Origin of the sequence: Salinivibrio sp. KP-1 (assembly GCF_000968645.1) — a bacterium.
GTDB classification, from domain to species: domain Bacteria; phylum Pseudomonadota; class Gammaproteobacteria; order Enterobacterales; family Vibrionaceae; genus Salinivibrio; species Salinivibrio siamensis.
On the sequence record NZ_LAQR01000048.1, the window covers coordinates 132,897 to 156,689 of the forward strand.

Genomic DNA, 23,793 nt, shown 5'->3' on the forward strand with positions numbered 1-23,793 from the left:
ACACTGTAAACCAGTATCAACCATTGGCTTGATACGGTTTTAATTCAATCGCGGCATTATCATAAAATAGATGTGATGGGCCGTGCTCTGAGTGAACCAAGTGCTTTTCTTCGCCGATAGTACAGTGAACACGACTAAGTAGCGACTTAGTCGCAATGATACTGGCCGTTTGGTATCCGCTCTCTATCGCTGCGTCTGTTTCTTCTACCATGGCTTCTATTTCACTTAGCGCGGTAGAAAGGTGCTCGCGTGTCGAGCTTATTCTTTCAACCATGGCCGCGTCACGCTTCTCTTCTGGGATCGCTTCAAGCTTTTTCTCTGCCGCCTGGATCTTATCCAATTGGGCACTTTTCTCTTCCCAGCTTTTATTTAAATTGACGAGTTCCCGTTTAAGTATTGGCAGACGCGGAAAGCAATGTATATACGTATGCGCCCCTGCGCTCGCGCCGATAATCACCGCCTGGACTTTTTCGCCCACTTCATGCTTACCGCCCGCCAACGTGCCTTTGCGCTTGGTGGCATCACTAATAACGATTGACTGCCCTACATGCGTTTTGCAATGCATCGCATGCAAGGTAAGTTCTAGGTTTTGATTGGCACAGAGTGTGGCATATTGCGCGAACTTGGCGACAATATTGCCCTCCGCAACCAGGGTGCAGTTGATGTCAGAGTCTGCTGCGACTTGTCGACCAATGATCCCATTTTGGACGATAATGTCTGCGCCAGCGGTAATGGTCGCTGATTCCACTACCCCTCCCACGGTGACCGTTCCCGATGCTGTGACCTTCATACCCACTTCAACATCACCTTTAATCACCACACTGCCTTCAAAGTTGACATGCCCGGTGCCGACATCAACCGCATCTAAGCTCAATGCATCATCGACCGCCACGCCGTCTTTTTGTAACCGTGGGATCCCAGCCATGGTCGCCACTAGAATATTAGGGTCTTTGTTACTTAACTCGCTGCCTGGGTGCGCGGTCAATGTCATTGGCTTACCGGAAGATGTCGATAACACCGACCCAGTTACAGTAAAGCCCTCATAGCCCGATGTTTCAGGGATCAGTTTAGCTAAAGGCTGTCCTTGCTTAACCATCACCATTTCACCCAAATCACGCATGTCAACGGTTCCATCCTCACGCTGTTTGGGACGGCGAACACGCTCGGCAGGATCTTCAATGAGATAGACAAGGTGCGCATCTTCGCCGGCAACCGGCTGCCGACCGAATGCGACGGGAACATCAAGGTATTCACCAGGTTTGAGCTTTCCTGACGCGGAGAGAAGTTTTTGCAGGGTCGGCTTTTTTATCCCTCGAACGATATTGGCATCACGCAGCGTCGAGAGAATGTCATCGGCTTTCAGTCCACGCCCGCCACACGCGCCGTTAACGATCAAATAGGCCGTCATTTTATCGTCGGCGATGCGCGCTTCGATGGTTGCATCACGGCGTTCTGCAATAATGAAGTCTTCCGACTCAGCATCATCCGGCGACGCGTTTAACTTGGTTAATGCTGACTCTATCGTATCATCAAAACAAAAAAAGCCCTCGACTTGGTTGCTCACCAACCAGTCCTTGATTTGTTTTTTCTCTATCGGTTGGCCATTGGTATGCTCGACTTTCCCTGCCGATAAGTATACACGCTGACCATCCTGAGAGACGCGGAGGATATCGTCTAGCATCTCGCTTCCTGCCTATCTAATCCCTGTGGCGGCCTTATTAGCCAGATAAACCACTTGGCAATGCGCTTGCTCCATCATCTCGAGGAGCTTGCACTCGACTGTTGTCACTGATTAGATTAGTCCAAATCTAATGCAAGTGTGCGCAATTGTCTCATTTATAATAAATTATACAGGTTTATCCCGCTTGGGAGCAGGATCACTGATAAAAACGTGACCAGGATAGGATTAATTCAGTCGCCCTCAGCACGGCTCCCATAATGAAGGGTAGTAGACCGATTTACAGTGTAAATAAACGTAATGAGCGACAGCGTTTACACTGTAAACCAAGCCACTGCCACGTGTTCAGTTTACAGTGTAAATGGGTCATGTCGTCATGTGTATTTGAATATAATTCCGTATCCGGGATTCCGCATCCCTCTTTCCTGCCAGCTGATATCGGGTGCAGACAACAGACCAAGGCAACCCTAACAAAATACGGCTAACCAGAATGGGTAACGTGGCATTTTCGTCGTCTTTCTGGACGCGACCTATATGATGATATAACCAAGCCTGTAAGCTTGAGAGGGCAGCATCGACCCCCACCCCTCCGGCAACAAATCCATCAATTTGTTGTCTTACTTCCTCCGATAGCGGTGCGGTTGGTAACCCAGCAATGATAGAGGCAGCGATGTCAGTTTCCATCCGTTGATGGCTCGTGAGCATCTGAATGGGAAGGTTTTGCCTAAATAAGCGTAACGCCTGATCACACCAGTTCAAAGGCTGGATAGGCTTAAGCATTTGCAGCGAATAGCACCCACTGGCTTGATCGCGTTTTAATCCCAATTTAACCGGCTTAAATCCTTGCTTAAACCAAAACGGCGTCAGCACGGCGGTTGCACCGAAGCTAACACCGACCCCGACCACTGAGGCTTCAGCCGCGTGTTTATTCACGGTCGCGAGCAACCGTTGACCGACGCCTTGCTGTCGATAAGGCTCAGACACGGCAATGCGTTGGACTCGCCAGAGCCTGTCGTGCAGAACCTCCGCGAGCCCCAAATGCGCGGCGACCGATTGGCTAAACAGATGCCCTTTTATCCGGCGTTGCCCTGCGACCACCGCGTGACAAGTTTGCCAATCTATTCCTCCTTCTTGGCTCACCACACACGCGGCAACCAACTTATTATTGAGCCAGCCAGCAAAGATTAAGCCGGCGTCATCGTCCAGAAGACGGGCTAAGTCGTTAGGCGATGTTTGATAATGGGCCGCGATCAGTAATGTGAATAACTGCCGTAAACACGCCTCATCTCGATACAACTGCTGACGGCTAAGCGGCTCAATCACCATATCGTTCACCCACCCTGTTTCGAGCATATCGGTCTGATCGCTGCCTACGTCGTCGCCATTCAGTAAAAAGAGGGCGTTCAACGTGCGCTCAACCGGATCATCGTCAGCCCATCTCATAGGCGCCGTGAGCTTCAATGTGCGCCACTGCGGCTGCTCGACGTCCAACATTTGCTTGAGTCGGAGCGTAAAAGCACGTCCTGTCCCTTCATAGCCATGCTCGGTCGTCGCAATCGCAACGCGACTGTATTGATTCAGCCATTGGCTGATTATCGGAAGTGGGATTGCCGCCGCTTCATCAACCAATAACAAGTCTGCTGCTGGCGCATCCTGTAGCAGCGCATCAGGGGCAATAAAGCGTATCTGGCTTCCTTGATAGTCGATATGTTGGCCAGCATCATCGATCTGAAGGGTGGCTTTCAGATGATGAAAAAGCGTTGATGCATGGGCAGGGGAAGGCGATGACACAATGATGCGTCTTGGTTTTTTCATCATCAAGTTAGCCGCGGCCATCCCTAATGCGGCTGATTTCCCCCGACCGCGGTCAGCGGTTAGCAGCAGGGGACGGCGCCGATGTCCAGTCACGACTTTTTCCACGGCAGCAATCGCATCATCCTGAGTCACTGAATGCGTTTGATGTTTCGCTGGACGTTGCTGGGGTAAACGATGCAGCCAATGACAATTAAATGCGACGCTATCATCTTCACTCAAACAGCGAAGAAGGCGTTGTACGGACGGAGGCATTTCGTTATCGAGGGCGGCAATTCGGAGTACAATGAGTGCACCCGCGCGGCAACAACCGGCTATGGCGCAAAAGGCTTCCGCATTAAATTGCGCATTCACCTCCACCACAATATGACCACATTCTTGTCCCAGCTTTTGATGTGCTTGGCGCCAACTCAAACCATATTCTGTGTTTCCCACAATCAGCGGGGGCTGAGTCTCATCAAAGCCGCCCAGTACAGTCGCCAAGTCCTGATCGACACAAACCAGTTGACGGTGGGAGTAGTGCGCTGCACGTAAGATCAGTGGCTCAAAAAAGTCTTCCAATGTGGGTAATGTCATCATGTTTCCATAAGGCTTTTACCAAGCGGATAGGAGATGATAACACGCAAAAAAAAACGACACGCTAGGCATGTCGTTTTTAACGCTGGGGCATGTGCAAAATATTAGTTTTCTAGCGCTTGTTTAATCAGTGCCAGAATTCGGTCTGCGTCCTCATCACTGACTTTCTTTAAACTAATATTCAGGTTATTTCCTTTGCGACGATAAGACGCACGTCCGTCCAACAAGGTTTTGGCTTGCTCTCGTTCACTCGATGTCGGCTCGACAAGTTCATCTTTAAACTGCTCAATCAACTGGGTGACTTCTCGCGTAATACGCGTCACTCCTTGCGCCTCTACCTGTTGCCATAAAGGCGTGTCACCAAGCTTGGCAACCAGCTTTTGTTGCAGGGACGCATCAAGGCTAAAATATAAGCGATGCAACTTCACAATGGTTGGCCGTCCCAGCTCAGACACACTGGGGTAGGCTTGCAGTAGTGGTAAGGGCAGGGCCGCGGCTTTTAAGGCACCGCTGACCAAGGCTTCGCTACACTGACACGCACTCGCCAATGCTTTTTGGTCACTCACTTCGCCACTGTCTAACATTGCCTGCATCTCTTTACCGCGTTCATAAAGCGATAACGGTTTGTGGGCATTGGCGACATCGGACAAGAATTTAGCATGGCGTGTACTGATGCCTTTCGCCACGTAGACTAAGAAATCTTGTTCTGCAATCAGACACGACATGCGGCGTCGGCTACCGTCGAGGACTTCAATACGACCATCGTCAAGCCAACGACCCACAGCAGGGTACTGCTGGCCATGTGCTTTTAACGTTACCAAAATATCGGATAACGCGAGTTCATTCAGAAATGACTGCTCTCGCGCATTCTTATCAAAAACGGTCGTTTTATCTCGGATCTCACTGGCAGGGACTTTTACCAGCTCAAATTCAACCGTGTGTTCACCGGCGACCGCAAGTTCAATGACTGCCGCTTTCTCACTCGCTGCACTCTGAGCTTCTTGCGTTGTCGTTGCTCGTCGCTTGTCTGCTTTGGCAAACAAACGCGCATTTAAATCAGAGGTCTTAATGGCCATTTTTTGTGATTACTCCTGATTGAGCTGAGACCAGTGGCTGTGCAGCACACGCTCTAGTTCTAAACCGACACGATGGACGGCATCTTGGGCTGTCGACAGGGTCTTCTTACCGCCTTCAAAATCTTGAGAGGTAAGATCAAAGACTGTGCTGTAAGTGTCGGCACAGGTCTCAAACGCGCGACTTCTTGGAATGGTCGCCATCATTACTTGTTCACCCAAAAGATAATTCATTTCCGTTAAGACCGAAATCTGTTTTTTGTTGTCATCTTCAAACATAGTCGGCATTAAACGAACAAACTCAAGGCCATGCCAGTCTTCAGGGAACATCTCATAGACTTGTGGCAGATGCTGGAAAAAGTTCACCGTCGACGCCCAATCGAGGCGTTTTGCCGCACAAGGGATCACTAACGAGTTCGAGGCGTACATCGCATTCCACACCAGCGGATCGATATGCGGGCCTGTATCTATCATGATAATGTCAAACTCATCACTGATTGGGTCGATGACTTTTTCTTGCAGCAACTCAACCACGTTCAGAGACTGGCTAGTCGCCAGTGCTTGCCATGCCTCAGCATTAAACATCGCGTCTTCTGGAAAGGCCGCCATGGTTTTTAAGTTTGGATACTGTGTCGGCAGTAAGACATTACGCATCATGAAGTCTTTGTCTGCAGGCTGGGGCGTATTATCCAGCATGACGTCAACGGCGGAGTAAATCCCCTCTTGCTCGGTCAAACTAATTTGTGGATTGAGGAACAGTCGCAATGAGCCTTGTGGATCCAAGTCGATTAAGCAAATGCGATAACGCTTTTCCAAGTTGAGGGCCATACATGCCGCTAAGTGCACCGCACTCATGGATTTACCCGTTCCGCCTTTCTGGTTCTGGATGTTTACCACCCAAGGCTTATGGGTTTTTCCTTTACGCTCATGAAAAGTCGGCACGTTCGCCGCATCCATGATTTGGTGCGCCTCATCGAGTGTAATCGAATAATGGTTAGCGTTGTTTTTAGTGAACTGATGTCCCTCTTGCTCCATGCGAGAGATCGCTTCATCGAGCTTTCGCCGCGTTAATCCCGAACGCGTTTCCATTAATGCTTTTGACATCGGTGGAAAGAGTTGGTCGTGGCGTTCTTCCATCACAATCTCGACCCGATCAGACTGAACCTGTTTCGTCTGCGCGGCGATATTGCGGAGGTTTTCAATCGTCTTTTCCCTATCCATATTCTTTTTCGCCTTAACGAGAAATAATTGCCGATTGTACAGCACATTCCACTCAAAACAATAAAAAGGTGAACAAAAGCCAATCAAATAAAGATCCTGCTCACAATTGTTATCATGGATGATTGATGAAAACATCGACGAATAGTTGGTTATACTCACTTCGACAAACCATGCGATAAATTCCTCACATTTAAAATGTCACAGCGTCACTTATTTACAATGTAAACAGTTGATAGAGTCGGAAGCCTATCTTTGAATGGCTAATTTACGGTACCCGATCGTTGAACCGAATTTATCGCCTTTTACCCCTTAAGAGGGGAGAGCGGTTAACAATCTCACCCATTAGCCGTTCATGCGATGGCTTACCGCGGTTTTGATCATTTTTCCCGTAACGATGATCAAGGTGTTCGGCCTTAATGGATGCTAATACTTGATCATGCTTTCGAGAGTAAAGGCGCTGTTGGGGAAGCATGATCAAGCAGAATTATGGGTTAAATCATCGGCAAATCTGCGCGATGTGTCTCTGTATATTACGGAACAATGATCAAGACTGGCTGTAAAGACTACCAGCCTGTGCGGTTGTTCGGAACGATATAGTCGAACCGCCAAATTACGGATAACGTCAGGTGTAACAAGGGATCGAGAAGGATCCGGGCATTCCATCCATATCACGTGGACTAAACAACGGTTTACATCAAGATGATCGAACAGCGCGATCTCATACATGATCATTGTTCCACTAACCGGACACATACATCCCTATGGCAGTTATACTGTCAATGTCATTTCGATTTGGAGGATGAGAGTGAAATAGCCGCTAGACTTATCGGCAACATGCACGCTTTTTCATCAAATCAGCTAAAAAAGCACTGTCTTGATCATTGTTCCTAAGCCTCATTAGCCTGATTAACCACCGAATCCAATAACGTCATCACCCGCGACATCCTATAGCTGTGGATAAGATGTGTATCACGCTTGATCATTGTTTCAGTTATTATCTGATCATTAATGCGGTAAGGTGTTGATCATTGATGCAGGCCTCACTTGATCATCGTTGGTGCATGATGTTGATCATGCCTCCAAGACATTGATGATCATGCTTTCGAGAGGGCTGAAATTATAATTCATAAAAATCATGGTGTTATAACAAACTAGCCACTCGGATCATAAGATCAGATCATCAAATTAGATCAGAATAATCATAAAGATCAGTTAAAAAGCGCAATAAAAAAGATCTTTCTTTTTGGGTCTTTTTTTATTAGTCTTTCCTTGGAAGAGTGATCGATTTACGGTTTCCGTCACCTCAATTTAAAAAAATGCGCGTTGAGTATGCCCGTGACAAAGGATTTAAGCTGACATGAGTGCCAGTAAACCCGAAAAAATCTTGATAAAAGCCCCTCGCTCCCACAAAGACGGGCATTTGTTCGCCGTACACGATCAGTTGATTGATTGGCTTGCACAGTATGAGCACTTTAAAGGGGTAACCAAAAGTATTCTAGAGCTACTGAACTTAATTTCAGTACGCGGTTTTGCCTCTCAAGACGGGTATGTATCCACCACAGAATTGGTTGACGCAACAGACGGGCAACTCACTCGCGCAGCCATCCAACAACGACTCCGTGCCGCTGTCCAGTTAGGACTGTTCATTCAGCAACCCGTGCGGTTTGAAGAAGGACTCGCAGGCAAAACCATGCTGCATCAATTTGTTAATCCCAGCCGATTGATTTCATCACTCGGCAGTGCAGGCTTGATGACAGAAAAAAGTCGCGATGCCGTCAAGCAAAAACGGTCGAAAGCGTTAGCGCAAACGCAAGTTAATCGACAATTGCTCAGTGAGCATGGACTAGGCACCCCTCCGATGATGCCTGGTGAAAAAGATCAAATTTTGGTCTCGCCGACCAGTTGGGCTGGGATCATTGATCAAGCGCTTGCTCCACCGCGAACCAAAAAGGGTTATCAGAAGTCGATGGTGGCGATCAGCGGCACTAAGGCGATCATTGAAACGCGATCGGCCAAGTCGATCATGACGGTTGATGATCTGATGACACTGTTCGCCCTGTTCACCCTCACGGTGCAGTATCATGATCATCATTTACCCAATTACGAGTTACAGACCCAATCTATAGGCAACAAAACACCGATCTATATCACTGATATCCTGCAGTTACGGGGTAAAAAAGACAGTGGTCCTGCGCGTGATGCCATCCGCGAGAGCATTGATAGAATCGAGTTTACTGACTTTCAGCTTCATGAACTAACAGGTCGTTGGCTGAGTGAAAACATGCCAGAAGGGTTCAAAAGTGACCGATTCCGGTTCTTAGCCAGAACCATTACCGCTTCCGAGGAAGCGCCCAAAGAGGGTGAAGACGGTGAGGTCAGGATCAAGCCCAACCTTTATATCTTGGTATGGGAGCCTTCGTTCTTTGAAGAATTGATGACGCGTGATTACTTCTTTTTATTTCCACCAGAAATATTGCGTCAGCATACCTTGGTGTTTCAACTCTATTCGCTCTTCAGAAGCCGTATGTCGCGTCGACTCGAAGATACCATGCTACTTAGCGAGCTGAACCAAAAAATGGCCCGTAATATCGAATGGCGCCGTTTTTCCAGTGATTTAACCCGGGAGCTCAGAAAGCTGGCTGAAGGTAAGGTGACAGAGTCTGTGTTTGCGGTGAACTTGTGGGGATATCACTTAACGTTAACGCGCGAAGATGAAGAGAAAAAATATCCTGACTATCGCATGGATATAAAGTGCAACGTCGACGAAGTGATCCGCTACTCTCGTGCCAAAATGTATAACGAGGGCAAGCGCTCGTTGGCTCCCACTATGCCCAATCCGCTGAGAAATGAGATCCTTCCTAGCCAAGACCTTGATCAGCTTTCCGGGATCATTGATGGCGAGTTTGAACCGATTCAGCGCAAAGAGAAGAGCAGTGGCCGGTTAGGGCGTCGTGTGAAACAACGCAAGCACTTGGTTGAGATTAATGCGGATGAGCTGACCATTGTGCTCTCAAAGTATACGTCTGAGGAGGCGTTGCAACGCAGCATTACCGCGTTGTCGGCGATGACAGGCCATCCTTCCTCCGTGATTACCGAAGAATGTCAGGGTTATCTCGAAAAGCTGGATTGGTTGCGGGTCGGTGATCAGGTCGTCTCCTATGAAACGCTCAGCCGTACGATTGAGTTTTACAATCAACAACAGCTCGATAGACATCTTTCTATTGAAAAGTTGATATCTGGGTTAGCCGTGCGAAGAAAAGTCTGTCAGCGCGTGTTTGAGGGCCATCTCGATGGGCAAGTGCTCAAGGCCTTGGATGACATAGCGATGGGAGGGTAGTGACCGATTTTGCAGGTTGTTGACGTGGTAATGACACAACCTTTGATGAGCGGCGTAAACTACTCACTGATAGATACCTTTGTCCTATTGGGTGCCTTGGTGGCACCATTTGGCTAATCACTTGCCGAGCGGGCTTTGCCCGCTTTTTTCTTCCTTGCCAACGATGATGCGTTTCCCCTCTTTGTCGTGGGGTCACGTCAGCTATTGGTTTTATTCTGCGTTTTACAGTGTAAACTGCCTACTTTCTTCCACCCTATATTGGGCTTTGCGAGGCCATGATGCCATTTCTCTTGCCATTGGCGGCGGTGCTCATTTGGTCGGTCAACACGATTGTAAACAAGATGTCTGTCACTGTGATTGCACCGGGTGCGATGGCATTCTATCGGTGGTTTTTTGCCATTTTGGTATTAACGCCGTTTTGTTTACCGACATTATGGCGCCAACGACGTGCGGTGCGTTGCTATGCACCACGTCTTGCCATTCTAGCGCTGTTAGGCATGGTCACTAACCAATCCGTTGCCTATTTTGCTGCGCAAACCACGACGGCGACCAATATGGCGCTGATTATGTCGTTGGTGCCCATGTTGAGCTTGTTGATCAGTGTGCCTGTGCTGTCACAGCCGTTGACGATGCGTGCGATCCTCGGGGCCGTGTTATCCTTCGCTGGCTTGGTGTATATGCTAACGCTGGGCAAACCGCTTTCTCTTTTTCACGCAGGCGCGTCGGTGGGAGACGGGCTAATGCTGGTATGTGCGTCCTCGTATGCGCTGTATTGCGTTTTACTTAAACGTTGGTCGATGGCGCTGTCCAATTGGGTGTCTGTGTATGTACAAGCTGTATTTGCGGTGGTGATGTTGTTGCCCGTTCTGTGGATGGCGCCCAGTCCTGCCATCCCCGCTGACGCCTATCCGCTAGTGGGGTTTGCCGCCTTAGGCGCTTCCGTGCTTGCGCCTGCGATTTGGCTAAACGCTATCGCGCTCAATGGGGCGAGTCGAACGGCGATGTACATGAACCTTTTACCCGTGATGACAGCGGCTATTGCAGTGGCGGTACTGGGAGAAATACTGACTCAGTATCACATCCTCGGTGGAGGGCTTGTGATGCTGGGCGTTGCCATATCACAGCAATCAAGGCAGCCGTCCTGTCAGTAACCGTCTACACTCAATTAAGTGGGTTCTTTGACGGAGGTCGCCAATGTGGTGGTTAATTGAGTTAGACTGGGTACCCTTGTGGGTCATACCGACAAGCGGTCGCGCCGAGCGGACAGCGTCGTCGCCCATCATTTGGTAAAGAGAGAGCAATAATCTTACATGGATGTGGATGTATCTGAATGTTGCGTCGTCACCATTCGGCCTGCGCAGCGCAACGAAGCGCGCTACTTTTGGCGTAATATATATTATTCCCGTGCTTGGAAGCAGTATGATGCGCCGTATACACCGATAGATCCGGTGTCGTTTTGGTCGTTTCGTTTTGGTCTTTTTCGTCGTTTCATCGTGGGTGACACGGCGCAGGTGATTTGTGTGGACAATAAGCCTGTGGGTTATGTCACCCTGTATTGGGAAGACAAGCGCACGCGTTGGTTGGAAGTGGGGATCACTATTTTCGATCCTGTCCACTGGGGCAAAGGTATCGGCCGACGTGCTCTGACGCAGTGGATTGACCAATTATTTATTCGCCATCAAGTCAACCGAATCGGCTTGACCACTTGGTCGGGAAACACGGGGATGATGCGCTGTGCTAAAGCACTAGGGATGCGCGAAGAGGGGCGCTTACGCGCCGTCCGTTATTATCAAGGTGAGTACTATGACTCACTTCGTTATGGGGTATTGCGCGATGAGTGGTTGCAGCAAGCTGCGCCAGTGCGTCAAAACGGTCCCTCGTCCGCCAACACCCTGGCCGCTGTCGCCTCAACCATGCACCAAGACCATTCGCTGGTTTGATTGCGGCAGTAACCAATCTTCAAGTGCTGTCCGTTCAATCGGCCGAGAGAGCACATACCCTTGCAAGTAGTCACATTGGTGTTGGCGAAGCCAGCATAGCTGCTGTTTCGTCTCGACGCCTTCTGCTACTACGGTTAAACCGACGGCATGTGCCATGGCAATCATTCCTCGACACAGGGGCGCCGCTTTACCGTTAGGCTGATCGATATCCATAATAAAACTGCGATCCATCTTAATCACGCTAAACGGATATTGGCGCAGCAGCGAGAGGGATGAATACCCGGTGCCAAAGTCATCGAGGTACAGTTTTATTCCCAGTGCGTGAAGCTGACGCAAGTTCCTCCCCACCGTTTCTGAGTGCTCAAGTAAGGCCGTCTCCGTCATTTCTAACCCCAGACACTGAGGCGCGAACTGGTGCCTGGCGATCAGTGAGGCGACGTCATCGGCGAAGGTGGCTGACTGACACTGCTTGGCGGACACATTCACGGTGATAGAAGGGCATTGATTGGCAGGGAAGCGGGTGTGCCAGTTATCCAATACGTCGGCGACTTGCTCGAGCACCCAGTCGCCAAGCTCAATAATATAACCGGTTTCTTCTGCGATTGGGATGAACTCTGCGGGCGAGATCCGCCCTAGCGTCGGATGCTGCCACCGGAGCAGTGCCTCTGCATGGCTGAGTGTTTCTTGTTCGCCATCAAAAATAGGTTGAAACATCAGATGAAACTGCTGCTGTGCCAACCCTTTTTTTAAGTCTTGTTCGACAATAAAACGTTGCTGGACTTTGGCAAGCATGGCCGGCTGGAAAATCGCGAGGCGATCACGGGTTTGCTTGGCGTGATACATGGCAATATCCGCCTGCTGAATAATATCCGTTACCGACGCATTGGCTTTGTTCACCGAGGCAATGCCAATACTGGCGGACAGGTTAATCATATGCTCGTCCACCTTGTAAGGTGTGCTAAGCGCTTGAAGTAGGTGCTTGGCCTTAGTTTGTGCCAATGCCAGTGAACTGTCGGCTTTAAGCAAAATGATGAATTCGTCGCCACCAAAGCGAAACACGCGCTCGCCACTGACGGATTGGTTCAGGCGTTTGGCTACCTGCTTAAGAAGCTTGTCACCCGTCACATGACCGAGAGAGTCGTTAACCACTTTAAACCGATCGAGATCGATAAACAGCAAGGTAAAATGCTCGCTGTACTGGGCGCTCACTTGCTGGAGTGCGCCCTCCAAGGCATTGTCGAGCGCCGCTCGGTTTGCCAGCCCCGTTAAACTGTCGTGCTGTGCTTGGTGGGTGAGCTGGCGGGTCTGCTTGTTGACTAAGTGTTGTGCCAATGACAGTCGGTTGGCGTAGGACCAAAAACTGGCCAGAACCGACAAGCCGAGTGACAGCACCAATAGTCCAACCAGCACCCCGTAGAGTAGCCCCGTGTGCAAGCCGCGTAGATGGGTGAACCTGACCACTAACCCTTCTTCGCTTCCGGCTATCGGAATAGTGATATCGGGTGAGTGAGTATTTCGCCATTTTTGCAATGCTTGCGTTGAGTGCGTGGTAAACATTTGCTGGTGGCCAAAGGCTTCGCGGGCGATTAGCCCCATATCGGGCGCGGGGGTGTCATCTTGCCAGAGTGTGGGTAGAAAGGTATCAAAATAAAGTGTGGTGGAGAGAAAACCGGCTAATTGGCCGTCTCGTGCAGTAATGGCCGCGAACCAACGCACCCCATGTCCTTGCTCATCGTGAATCAGTCTTGCCACCGGTTGGCGCTTAAAATAGGCACGCTCCATGGTGACGGTGTTCTCGCATTGCGCATCCGCGCGCCAACCTAAATATCCCTCTGCCGCGGCTTTGGGGGACAAGTAAAGTGCGGGAAACGTATCACCTCGCATCACCCACTGGCAGGCGTGGTTATTGAGTGGCGGAAAGGGGTGATAGTGACCTTGTTGCGCGGCAAACTGTTTTAACTCAGCGCGATTGACCCGAGGTAGCCACATGACGCTATCAAGCCCTGAGCGCTTTTGGGTATGGTTATCGATAAAGGCATGGAATTTATCACGCGTTGGGCCGCCTTCTTGTTGCAGATAAAGCTGCGCCGATAGTTGTAGCTCATAGAGCTGAGAAAACGCTTTACTGAGTGCGTGACGCTGCTTTTCAACATCGGTAGAAAACCGGCTTTGCTGACGCTGGTTTTCCAAGGTATAGACTGACCAACCTGCGATCAGCGCAATCATAATAACCGTTAGGTAACGCCATAGAGGCTGTGAGGAAAAATACCGCATATAAAGAATACATCGAGTCTCACTATCGAGAGAGACAGGGTAGAGTGCATCGATGACAATCTGTGCCTATTTAGGTTTCATTTTTGTGACAAAGCGATGGTTTTCGATCGCAGGGCGCAGTCAGCCGATCAAAACAATCGTCAAAAACGTGACGGTTTTTTATACAGGGTTAAGGTCGGTATCGCTGAGTGCGAAGATATGTAAATGTGAAATTGATCACGGTACGGTTAGGGGCTTGATTCGTCTCTGAAGTTTGGGGGCAATCGGTCAGTTATACAATTTTGTCTCGGTGATTCGATACATTCTGCCTGCGGTTTTGGTAGGACGCGTTCTCGTTCTCTGCTAACTTTCAAAGACTCGTTGGATAGCAAGTCCGATCCACCGTTCCCTTTCCTTTCTGGCGATAACACACTGATTGTGGAGGCGTTCCATGAAAAAATTGGAGAATATCTCTGCGATATGCTTTGACTTAGACGGCACGATCGCAGACCCTTTTGATGATCTTTATGACGCTGTCCTCGGCATGTTGCGAGGGTTTAATTTGCCAGAGGAAGAGCCCAGTGCGATTCGAGACTGGATTGGTGATGGTGCGGATTTATTGATCCATCGGGTGCTCACGCGACACATTGATGGACGGGTTTCAACCACAGTGTTGAATCAAGCCCGTGCGTTGTTCCTGTCCTCATACTTAGGCAAAAAACCGCCAAAAACTCGACTCTATCCAGGGGTACTTGCTTGCCTTGAAGGACTCTCTCAGCGCCAGTTCCCGATGATATGTACCACGGACATGCAAACGGCGCATGCGAACAGCCTTCTTAGAGCGCTTGGGGTCAGCCACTTTTTTACCCGTATCTTAGGAACGGATGCGATCGCGGCCGGAAAGCCGGATCCCGATAGTATTTTTGAGTCGGCGGCGATTTTAGCGGTTCCGCCATCAGAATTGCTGGTGGTTGGCGATGCGGTGAATGATGTTCATGCGGCAAGGGCAGCGGGCTCTCCTGTCGTCTGTGTTGATTATGGCTATAATTATGGAACAGCGATCCAAAAAACGGGACCAGACACCACCCTTGATACATTGGCAACCTTGCCCAATATTATTTCTAAGCCAAGCCGGATTAAGGTGTCAGGGCATGTGTTGACCACGCCACCGGTATTGGCCGGCCCACTTTATGGTCGTGGATCACGACCGGGAGGTGGGGCACAGTTTCGCTAACACTGCCAGGAGGGAAGCGTGAAAAACGAACTCGATCCTACCCACCTACTACGCGCCTTTGAGATAGTGACAGAGTATGGTGAAGAAATTGAAGATGGACACCGCCTAGATGGCATCGACGCTTTCTCAGATTATGACGGCTATACCATTTATTTAGCGGGCAATGGCGTACAGTTACGTGTGGGGTTCCACAATACCTATGATCTCGACTATGAGCACGAAAACCTAAAAGAGCAGTTCCTGAAAAAGGTGGACGCTTTGGTCAAAAACTACAAAAAATGACTACGATATCAACTCGTTAGGTCCGTGGTAGACGCCCCAATATAGCTGGGGCGTTTTTGTTAGAGGCGGGAACACGATGACGGATCAATCTACCATGGATGGGTGGCGCACGGGCGGCTCGCAGGCTCACTACAAAGCGCTGGTTGACAGTGCGGCCGCCGCCATTTTAGTCATTGATGACCAAGGTATTATCCTTGATGCTAACCCTTTCACGCACACGCTACTTGGCTACGAGCAACAGCAGCTTATCGGCCAGGATGTGGCGTGTTTAATGCCTCCCGAGCATCGAGGCAAGCACGGCCAATACGTAGAAAACTACCTTGCAACCGGTCAGCCCAATGTTATTGGCACAGGGCGGCGCGTGAACGCGCGGCACCGTGATGGGCGCCTGATCCCCATCCATTTGGCGGTGAGCGAAGTGTGGATCGATGAACGACGAGAGTTTATCGGCATTATGTCGGATTTAAGCGCACTCACGCATGCCCAAGCCACTGTTCAGCACGAGCGAAATCGGCTAAAAACCATCATCGATGCCATCGGTAATCCGGTATTTGTTAGAGAATTAGGTGGCCAATATGCGTTGGCGAACCGAGCCTGTTTACAAGCGGTGGGAGCGGATCATGTGAGCCAACTGGCCGACGCATTTGGTCGCGCGCTCCCTGACGGCATGCGCGATACCCTCAATGCACTCGATCACCAATTAACGGTCGACGGTGAGCCTGTACATATTGATGTGACTTTGCGTGACGGCCGGACGTTTAAGTTGGCGAAAACACTGATCCACCATCTTGCCGGTGAGCCTTACGCGATTGTAACGGTGGCGTACGATGCCACACCGCTATTACAAGCGATGCAAGAGGCCGAGCGCGCCAACCAAGCAAAAAGTGACTTCCTATCCGCCATGAGTCACGAGCTACGTACGCCTTTAAACAGTGTGTTGGGGTACGCGCAACTACTACTCAAATCTCCCACTCAGATGCTGGCCGATGATCAGCGCCAGTACGTTGATCATATCCACCAAAGTGGGCGACATTTGCTGGCACTGATCAATGACGTGCTCGATCTGGCCAAAATAGAGGCCGGACAAACAGTGCTTCATCTCACCTGGTACCCTGTTAGCGCATTGATCAATGATGCCATTCAAACCTTATCGCCGCTGGCAGAGCGACAGAACGTTAGCTTGCAAAATTGTTTGCCTACGGAGCAAGAGGGTGAGCTTTATGTGGATCCAACGCGGTTTAAGCAAATCTTAATTAACTTACTCAGCAATGCAGTGAAATATAACCATCCACAAGGCAGGGTTTGGGTGGATGCGCACACGCATCACGATAGTCTGACCATGACGGTGAATGATACAGGCATTGGCATTGCCGACGACCAGCTCGACGGCCTTTTCGAGCCCTTTAACCGTTTAGTGGCAGAAGACTCATTGATAGAAGGCGCGGGGGTTGGGCTGGCCGTCACCTATCAATTGGTGACTCAGATGCAAGGTGAGATCAGGGTTGCGAGTCAACAGGGCAAGGGCAGTGCCTTCTCGGTGACCTTCCCTTATCGCGCGAAGCCACACTCCTCTGAGCCCCTGGTTGCAGAAGCCTCTGACGCGAATATACGCCTCACTCAGCCACACCGTGTGCTTTATATTGACCAAGGCAGTCACCAGCAACGGCTGGTCTCTGATTGCTTTGAGGACTGGCCGCTGTTGACCTTGCACCATGCGCACGATTTTTCGTTGGCTGAAGCGATGACACATAGGCTCGCCCCATCACTTTTTATCATCCATGGTAATGACTTAGCGCGAATGCCCGCACATTGGACGTGCCTGGTGGAGAATAAACCGCTGATCACCCTTGGGGCGGAAGGGCAAGCCCATTGCAGCGCCGCCACACCAGACATACGACTACAGCAGCCCGTATCGTCAACTGCGCTCGCCGCGGCTATTCAATCGTTATTAGAGGACAGGGAATGATAAAGTCACCATCACAAGCGACCATTTTGATCATTGACGATCGCGCGGAAAACATTGACTTACTCACCGCGATGCTTGACCAAGCGGGGTACGTGCATCTGATTGGGCTAACGGACCCCTGTGCTGTGCACGACCACTTGTCGCCGGTGCCCGATCTTATCTTGCTTGATATGCGCATGCCACGGCGATCGGGACTCATGGTGCTGGATGATCTGAACCAAGCATTGGGGGACCATTGTCCACCCGTCATGGTGCTCACTGCGGATAATGATGTGGGGTTACGTAATCAAGCGCTATGCCGAGGGGCGATAGATTATATCAGCAAGCCGTTTGATTATGACGAAGTGCTTCAGCGTATTCACAACCTACTGCAGTTACAGCTTAAAACATTGAAAGAGCGTGACCAAGCTGCGCGTTTGCAAATGTTGGTGAACAAACAAACCGCCACGTTACGCGCCCTTTCTCTTACCCACCCATTGACAGGTCTCCCCAATCGCCGAGCCTTATTGGATGCAGCGGAGCGACAATTGATGCGAGGGCCGGTGACGGTATTGATGATTGCGCTTGATGGGATGGAAGCGGTGACGCAGCATCAAGGGCATTTAATGACCGAAGCCCTCTATAAACACATTGCTGAGCTGCTGGCGAACAGTGCGGTGGCGCGCTCGCATCGAGTGGGGGTTTGGGACAGCTCGAGACTGGTGATGCTGATAGAGGGAGACGGTAAAGAGGCGGCGAAAAAAGCAGCGAGGATTCACCGACTCATCAGTGGTCATCATACCCTCGAAGGGCGACTGATGTTCTTGCATTGCCACATAGGGATCAGCCGTGCTGACTCGGAAAGCGCCGATGTGCCGCAGTTGTTTCGCCAAGCGATCCTGGCTATTCCGACCGATGATCAGGCTGTCGGTGAGTATCAGCCCGAGCTAGACAGTAAAGCGCAGCGAGAGCACTTGATCCGTACTGAGCTAGGCCCGGCCTTGCAAAGCAATCATCTCTCCTTGGTCTATCAACCTAAATGGCGGCTTGATGGAGGCCTGCTGGTGGGCGCAGAAGCACTACTGCGTTGGCAGCATCCAACCCTAGGGGCGATAAGTCCCGCCGAATTTATTCCCATTGCCGAGCGCAGCGCCGATATGATGCAACTTGGCGATAAAGTACTGGCGATGGCACTGGAGGCGGTGGCGCAATGGCGCGTACAGGGCCTGACTGACGAGCACTTTCATCTGTCAATCAATGTCTCTGCCCAGCAACTCCGGCATGGTTTTGCCGAGAGTGTGCTGGCTCGCTGCCATGCGACAAACACGCCGCCGGCGATTATTCAATTGGAAGTCACGGAATCGGCACTGATTCAGCAAATCTCGGTGGCATTGCGCGAGCTACAACAGCTGCGGGATGCCGGGATGCATATCGCGTTGGATGACTTTGGCACCGGTTACAGCTCATTGAGTTACCTTAAGCAACTGCCGGTAGACTGGGTTAAACTCGACCGCAGTTTTATTCAAGATTTGGCCACCAACGCCAGTGACAAACACTTGGTGGGTAGCGTGATTGAGTTAGCCCATGGCTTTGGTCATGGCGTGGTTGCCGAAGGGGTGGAAGAAGTCAGCCAGCAGCAGGTGCTACAGACAATTGGCTGCGACCAAGTGCAGGGGTTTTTATATGCACGGCCGCTTATCCAAGATGGATTCGAACAACTGCTTAAAACCGCCCAACAAGGCAATACAACCATTAACCATTACGAGAATGTGTAAACGCGCCATCAGAAACATCAGACTTGCGCTTTATCATTAAGGTTTATATTCTGACCGTGTTAGTCGGGGAGCAAGTGATTGCTGAGACTGCGAAAGCAGGACCCGTAGAACCTGATCCAGTTAGCACTGGCGGAGGGAACTGACACGTTCAGCACACGAAGTGGCGCATTCTGGCGCGCTTTGTCTCCTTCCGCCCCTGATGATTAAGGGGCCATTATGAACCTATCTCCACCTGTTATTCTTACCATCGCTGGCTCAGACAGTGGTGGCGGTGCCGGCATTCAAGCCGATATTAAAGCGATTTCAGCCACCGGCGGCTATGCGTGCTCGGTGATCACCGCGTTAACCGCACAAAACACCTGTGGCGTTGAGGCCGTCTCGGCGGTTGATCCTGGTTTTGTCCGTGCCCAGTTAGAGGCCGTTTTGTATGATATGCCGGTGCGTGCAGTGAAAATTGGTATGCTCGCCAACCAAGCGATTATTCGCGAAGTGGCCGCCGTGCTGGCGCGATCGCCTCACTTACCGGTGATTTTAGATCCCGTGATGGTAGCCACCAGCGGCGATCCTTTGTTGGATGAACACGCCATGACAGCGCTGATTGAAGCGCTGATCCCGCGAGCAACCGTGCTCACCCCCAACCTGCCTGAGGCGGCGCGATTAACCGGTCAGCCTGTCCCCACCTCCATTGAGCAAATGCATGCGTTAGTGCCAGCCCTACGTCGGCTAGGCTGTCCTTATGTGATGCTCAAAGGCGGGCATTTACATCACGCCCCTGAAAGCGTGGATGTGTGGATTAGTCAAGATACCTGTCAAACCCTGAGCGCCCGTCGGGTTGAAACCGTTAATACACACGGCACAGGCTGTTCACTGTCTGCGGCGATGGCCTCTTATTACGCGCAGGGAATGACGCCCATTGAAGCCGGGCGGGCGGCTAAGCAGTATTTGACAGAGGCTTTAGCGCATAGTCAGCAGTTAAAGGTGGGAAGAGGCGCGGGGCCTGTGCATCATTTTTACGCCTACCCAGTCGAAGCGTGTCATTCTGATGCACAAGAAACCTCGGTGGTCGAATAGACCGTTTTTTCGCGAATAGGGCACGTAAAGCCAGTCCGCCGCCTCCATCTTGGCGGCGGCGGACTGCTCCGGAAGGGTTAATAGCCAGTGTCGCGTGTGATAAATGGTGCCCGAATCACGCCGCCGACCAATGCGGTAAACGTTCAGCGGCAATATAGAAAAGGCGATCGCCGGGGGCGACTTCGGTTTGCAAGCTGGGGTTAAGGGTAATGCCTTCACCTTTGTCGATACCAATTAAGGTTGTATCGTATTCATGCTTTAACTGATTGAACAAGGTACCCACATCCGTCGTGCTCGCGTTAGTCGGGTAGCGCGCACAATACTGTGTCATCCCTTGTGCGGTACTCAACAACTCGTGATGCAACTGGCTGGAACCCGGATCAACAGCGGCTTTCGCCAGCATTTCTACGGAAACAGACGGTACACATTCTGCGTGTGGATAGTGTTGTTTGAGTATTTGGCTCAGCGCGTCGTCTTGAAAGTAGGCGAGCAGATGCGCTGACGGATTTTTATGCGCGCAGAACAGGGCCGCTGATAGGGTAATATCGTCTTCTGGGTTGTCGATAATAATGCTCGAAGCACTATCAATCCCCGCACGCGCAATTCCCTCTGCATCGGTAAAGCTGGTGACGCGCACAAATTCCACCTCGCCGGGGAGCGGATTTTCCATTTCGGGACGCACGCAAAGCACAATCGGACGATCGCCATGCACACCGCTTTGTAGTAGACGAATGAGCTGAATGGTGCGTTGACCATTCCAGCCCAACACCAGAATATGATTTTTCACAGTTAGACTCCGTTTTCCTTGTAATCCACGTCGCCAATAATCCACTAAGGCACTGGTCACATGCCCAATCACAACGGCGAACAGCCCTAGCCCACCGGGAATAATCCAAAAGGCGGTAATCCACTGTCCTGCTTCTGTTGCGGGCGAATAATCGCCATAGCCGACAGTGGACGCGGTGACCATCAAGTAATAGACATAGCGGCCGAGTGACTGGGTCATCTCTGTTTCACCGGCGCCGTGTAAAAGTAGCCAGCCAATCCCGCCATAGGCGAGTACCACCAACCCCAAAATACGCCCGTTTAAATGCGCGAAGTGGCTGATAATCCAACGTTTAAAAAGCAACCAAAAGGTCATAGCGTTTCGCTCATTTGCTGCAGAAGGGTCAGTATGGCGGGAATTTTTATAGGTTTACAGTGTAAATCAAACGATTGGCGCAAAATGGATCACATTTCGCTTGGCTCATCATACATAGCTAATATTAAGCGTTAAAATATTATAAAAAGCTTAATTACTTAATTGGGAGTCAGCGTGTTTATATCTCGTCGTCAACTTGAACAAGAGCAGCAAAAACAAGTCGCTCTGCAGCAAAAAATTGAGCAGATTAACCATACCATCGACGCGCTGAATGCAGAGAAAGAGGCATTGCAGGCAGAGTTAGCCACCGTAGAGAAAAAACGCCAAACGGGAAAAGCCATCGACGCCAACTTGTGCCACTTCGGTGACTCAATCAATGCGACGCAATCGTCTCTGGCCACCTTGGCAGACACCATCAACGGTGAAAAAGAACGGGTAACGGACGTGAGCCATCAGGCGGCGTCATGTGCCGAACAAGTCAATGATCTTGCGCGTCATGTGCAGTCGTTATCCGCGCAATGTCAGCAATCGTCAGAAGCAATTCGTGCGCTCGACCAGCATGCCCAAGAGGTGAGCGGTATTGTGAAGTTGATTCGCGATGTCGCCGATCAAACCAATCTTTTAGCGTTAAACGCAGCGATTGAAGCGGCACGTGCCGGTGAGCAGGGTCGAGGGTTTGCGGTGGTTGCCGATGAAGTGCGTAGCTTATCGGAACGCACCGCCAGTGCCACGCAAGATATCACCCAGCTGGTCGAGAAGATTCGCGCTGGGAGTGGGCATGCTTGCACACTCACCGATCAGCTTGCCAGTGACGCGATTGAATATAGCGAGCAAGGCCAACAGGTGGCCGATGCGATGGCCACGCAGAGTGAGCAAGCACAGCATAGCCGTACCACTATTAAAGCCTCTGCGCTGCGTGCTTTTTGTGAACTGGCGAAACTTGACCATATTAGCTTTAAATTTGCGATATACCGCGTCGTGCTGGGTGAAGACAGCATGACCGCGGACGATGTCACCGATCACACCCAATGCCGTCTCGGCCAATGGTATGAACAGGGTGAAGGCCAGCAATATTTCGCGCAGTTGCAAACGTTTAAAGCCATTGCCGCGCCTCACGAGCAAGTGCATACCCACGCGAAAGCAGCGGTGGCAGCGTTTCATGCTCAGCAACCCGAGCAAATGGTCACTGCATTAAAAGAGATGGAAAACGCCAGTATGGCGGTGATTGATAAGCTTGAACATCTCGCGATTGAAGGCAGTGAAGAGGTAGCGTAACAACGGGGTGTTAAATCGATGAGCACATGGTAACCTCAAACTAAACCAAGGATAAATGGCCGAAGGAGGCTGAAGTTACCATGACATCGATAGCGTTACTCGATGGCGGCCTAGGACAAGAAATTTATCAACGTGGGCCGGATGTGAGCTCGAAGCTTTGGTCGGTCGCGGTGATGTTAAAACATGCCAATATTGTTAAAGACGTGCACAAAGACTTTATTCGTGCCGGTGCGAAAACGCATACCCTGAATACCTACCCAGCGACCCCCACGCGTCTGGCCAAAGCGGGATTGAGCGATAAAATAGACATTATTTACCAAAAAGCCTTCGAAGCGCTGCAGCAAGCGGTGGATGAGACAAGCGCCGATGTTGATATTGCCGGCTGTTTGCCGCCGCTGGTGGGCAGTTATCTCGGTCAGCCGCAACGCAGCTTTGAAGACATGAAAGCGGAATTTTCGCACATCGCCCGCTTGCAACCTCACGTGGATGTGTTTTTAATCGAAACCATGACCAACACCCTTGAAGCGCGTGCAGCGTGCGCCGCCGCCCGTGAGCAAGGTAAACCGTTTGGGGTTGCGTTTCGGTTGGAGCCTAATGGCGCACTCCGCTCTGGCGAGTCGCTAGAACAAGCCATGCACGCGGTCACTGAATATGCACCGACAGCGGTGATGCTCAATTGCTGCGACCCAGAAGTGCTTACCACGGCGATGCCAAAGATGGCGACTCAGGCCGACATTGTGGGCGGCTATGCCAACGCGTTTAAATCGGTAGAAGACATGGCCAAAGGCAGCAAAGCCGATGCCCTGCAAGCGCGGGAAGATCTCTCACCGTTAGTCCATACCGAACGCGTACAACAATGGATTGCCGACGGTGCCCTGGTGGTCGGTGGCTGCTGCGAAATCACCCCCGCCCATATCCAACACCTCGCACAAACCCTTGAACAGTCTCACGAGATCATCAAGTTCTCGCAGTTAGCGGATTAATAGCTCGTTCCCACGCGCCGGCGTGGGAATGCGTAAACCGGCTTGGCCACGCAGTTATGATTGTTGCGTAAACGAAATGCCCCGCATGACTTACGTAAGTTATGCGGGGTATTGAATCAAAATCTCAATGCTTTGGTATATGGCGCTCATTTCGACATAACTTAGTTTTGGACAGAGGTGTGTTAGTGGATTTGCTA

At 50.8% G+C, this 23,793-nt stretch carries 16 protein-coding genes and 1 riboswitch; of the genes, 10 read left to right on the forward strand and 6 right to left on the reverse strand.

From position 1 onward, the window contains the following. Positions 1 to 16: 16 nt before the first annotated feature. From WN56_RS14020 to WN56_RS14035, 4 genes are all read right to left on the reverse strand, one after another. Positions 17 to 1,681, reverse strand: coding sequence for a DUF342 domain-containing protein (locus WN56_RS14020; protein ID WP_046075593.1), 1,665 nt, complete (start codon positions 1,679 to 1,681; stop codon positions 17 to 19). 363 nt (positions 1,682 to 2,044) lie between these two features. Then, entirely contained in the window at positions 2,045 to 4,069 is a 2,025-nt protein-coding gene (locus WN56_RS14025; protein ID WP_077606652.1) for a GNAT family N-acetyltransferase, read from the reverse strand. A gap of 101 nt (positions 4,070 to 4,170) precedes the next feature. Then, positions 4,171 to 5,142: a ParB/RepB/Spo0J family partition protein gene (locus WN56_RS14030; RefSeq protein WP_046075595.1), complete on the reverse strand. Its 972-nt coding sequence runs from the start codon at positions 5,140 to 5,142 to the stop codon at positions 4,171 to 4,173. 9 nt (positions 5,143 to 5,151) lie between these two features. Next, positions 5,152 to 6,360 (reverse strand): ParA family protein, encoded by a 1,209-nt coding sequence (locus WN56_RS14035; RefSeq protein ID WP_046076018.1) that lies wholly within the window; start codon positions 6,358 to 6,360, stop codon positions 5,152 to 5,154. Positions 6,361 to 7,717: 1,357 nt separating this feature from the next. Between WN56_RS14035 and WN56_RS14040 the strand changes: the two genes are divergently transcribed. The 3 genes from WN56_RS14040 to WN56_RS14050 all read left to right on the forward strand — a co-directional run bounded on the left by WN56_RS14040 (position 7,718) and on the right by WN56_RS14050 (position 11,637). Further along, a complete protein-coding gene (locus tag WN56_RS14040) occupies positions 7,718 to 9,697 on the forward strand; it encodes a replication initiator protein RctB domain-containing protein (protein ID WP_046075596.1) in 1,980 nt (659 codons plus the stop codon). 278 nt (positions 9,698 to 9,975) lie between these two features. Beyond that, entirely contained in the window at positions 9,976 to 10,848 is an 873-nt protein-coding gene (locus WN56_RS14045; RefSeq protein WP_046075597.1) for a DMT family transporter, read from the forward strand. A 159-nt stretch (positions 10,849 to 11,007) separates the two neighbouring features. Continuing rightward, positions 11,008 to 11,637 (forward strand): GNAT family N-acetyltransferase, encoded by a 630-nt coding sequence (locus WN56_RS14050; RefSeq protein ID WP_077579449.1) that lies wholly within the window; start codon positions 11,008 to 11,010, stop codon positions 11,635 to 11,637. Here the strand turns inward: WN56_RS14050 and WN56_RS14055 are convergent. Then, positions 11,605 to 13,863 carry an EAL domain-containing protein gene (locus WN56_RS14055; protein ID WP_052708109.1) on the reverse strand — a complete coding sequence of 753 codons (2,259 nt, stop codon included), beginning with the start codon at positions 13,861 to 13,863 and terminating at the stop codon, positions 11,605 to 11,607. The two genes, WN56_RS14050 and WN56_RS14055, sit on opposite strands and share 33 nt — an antisense overlap. A 478-nt stretch (positions 13,864 to 14,341) precedes the next feature. Here WN56_RS14055 and WN56_RS14060 point away from each other — a divergent pair, with 478 nt between their 5' ends. The 5 genes from WN56_RS14060 to thiD all read left to right on the forward strand — a co-directional run bounded on the left by WN56_RS14060 (position 14,342) and on the right by thiD (position 20,197). Continuing rightward, positions 14,342 to 15,124: an HAD-IA family hydrolase gene (locus WN56_RS14060; protein WP_052708110.1), complete on the forward strand. Its 783-nt coding sequence runs from the start codon at positions 14,342 to 14,344 to the stop codon at positions 15,122 to 15,124. A gap of 18 nt (positions 15,125 to 15,142) precedes the next feature. Then, positions 15,143 to 15,406, forward strand: coding sequence for a DUF3081 domain-containing protein (locus WN56_RS14065; RefSeq protein ID WP_046075599.1), 264 nt, complete (start codon positions 15,143 to 15,145; stop codon positions 15,404 to 15,406). A gap of 76 nt (positions 15,407 to 15,482) precedes the next feature. Further along, positions 15,483 to 17,372, forward strand: coding sequence for a PAS domain S-box protein (locus tag WN56_RS16645; protein ID WP_052708111.1), 1,890 nt, complete (start codon positions 15,483 to 15,485; stop codon positions 17,370 to 17,372). Beyond that, positions 17,369 to 19,126 carry a bifunctional diguanylate cyclase/phosphodiesterase gene (locus WN56_RS14075; protein ID WP_046075600.1) on the forward strand — a complete coding sequence of 586 codons (1,758 nt, stop codon included), beginning with the start codon at positions 17,369 to 17,371 and terminating at the stop codon, positions 19,124 to 19,126. Before WN56_RS16645 ends, WN56_RS14075 begins: the two co-directional genes overlap by 4 nt. Before the next feature lie 54 nt (positions 19,127 to 19,180). Continuing rightward, positions 19,181 to 19,281, forward strand: a riboswitch (TPP riboswitch). A gap of 61 nt (positions 19,282 to 19,342) precedes the next feature. After that, entirely contained in the window at positions 19,343 to 20,197 is an 855-nt protein-coding gene (thiD, locus tag WN56_RS14080) for a bifunctional hydroxymethylpyrimidine kinase/phosphomethylpyrimidine kinase (RefSeq protein ID WP_046075601.1), read from the forward strand. 115 nt (positions 20,198 to 20,312) lie between these two features. Here thiD and WN56_RS14085 read toward each other — a convergent pair whose 3' ends face one another. Beyond that, complete coding sequence (locus WN56_RS14085; RefSeq protein ID WP_046075602.1) at positions 20,313 to 21,338, reverse strand: potassium channel family protein; 1,026 nt, start codon at positions 21,336 to 21,338, stop codon at positions 20,313 to 20,315. A gap of 174 nt (positions 21,339 to 21,512) precedes the next feature. Here WN56_RS14085 and WN56_RS17175 point away from each other — a divergent pair, with 174 nt between their 5' ends. Further along, positions 21,513 to 22,613: a methyl-accepting chemotaxis protein gene (locus tag WN56_RS17175; protein ID WP_052708112.1), complete on the forward strand. Its 1,101-nt coding sequence runs from the start codon at positions 21,513 to 21,515 to the stop codon at positions 22,611 to 22,613. An 80-nt stretch (positions 22,614 to 22,693) separates the two neighbouring features. Next, positions 22,694 to 23,596: a homocysteine S-methyltransferase family protein gene (locus WN56_RS14095; protein WP_046075603.1), complete on the forward strand. Its 903-nt coding sequence runs from the start codon at positions 22,694 to 22,696 to the stop codon at positions 23,594 to 23,596. Positions 23,597 to 23,793 lie beyond the last annotated feature (197 nt).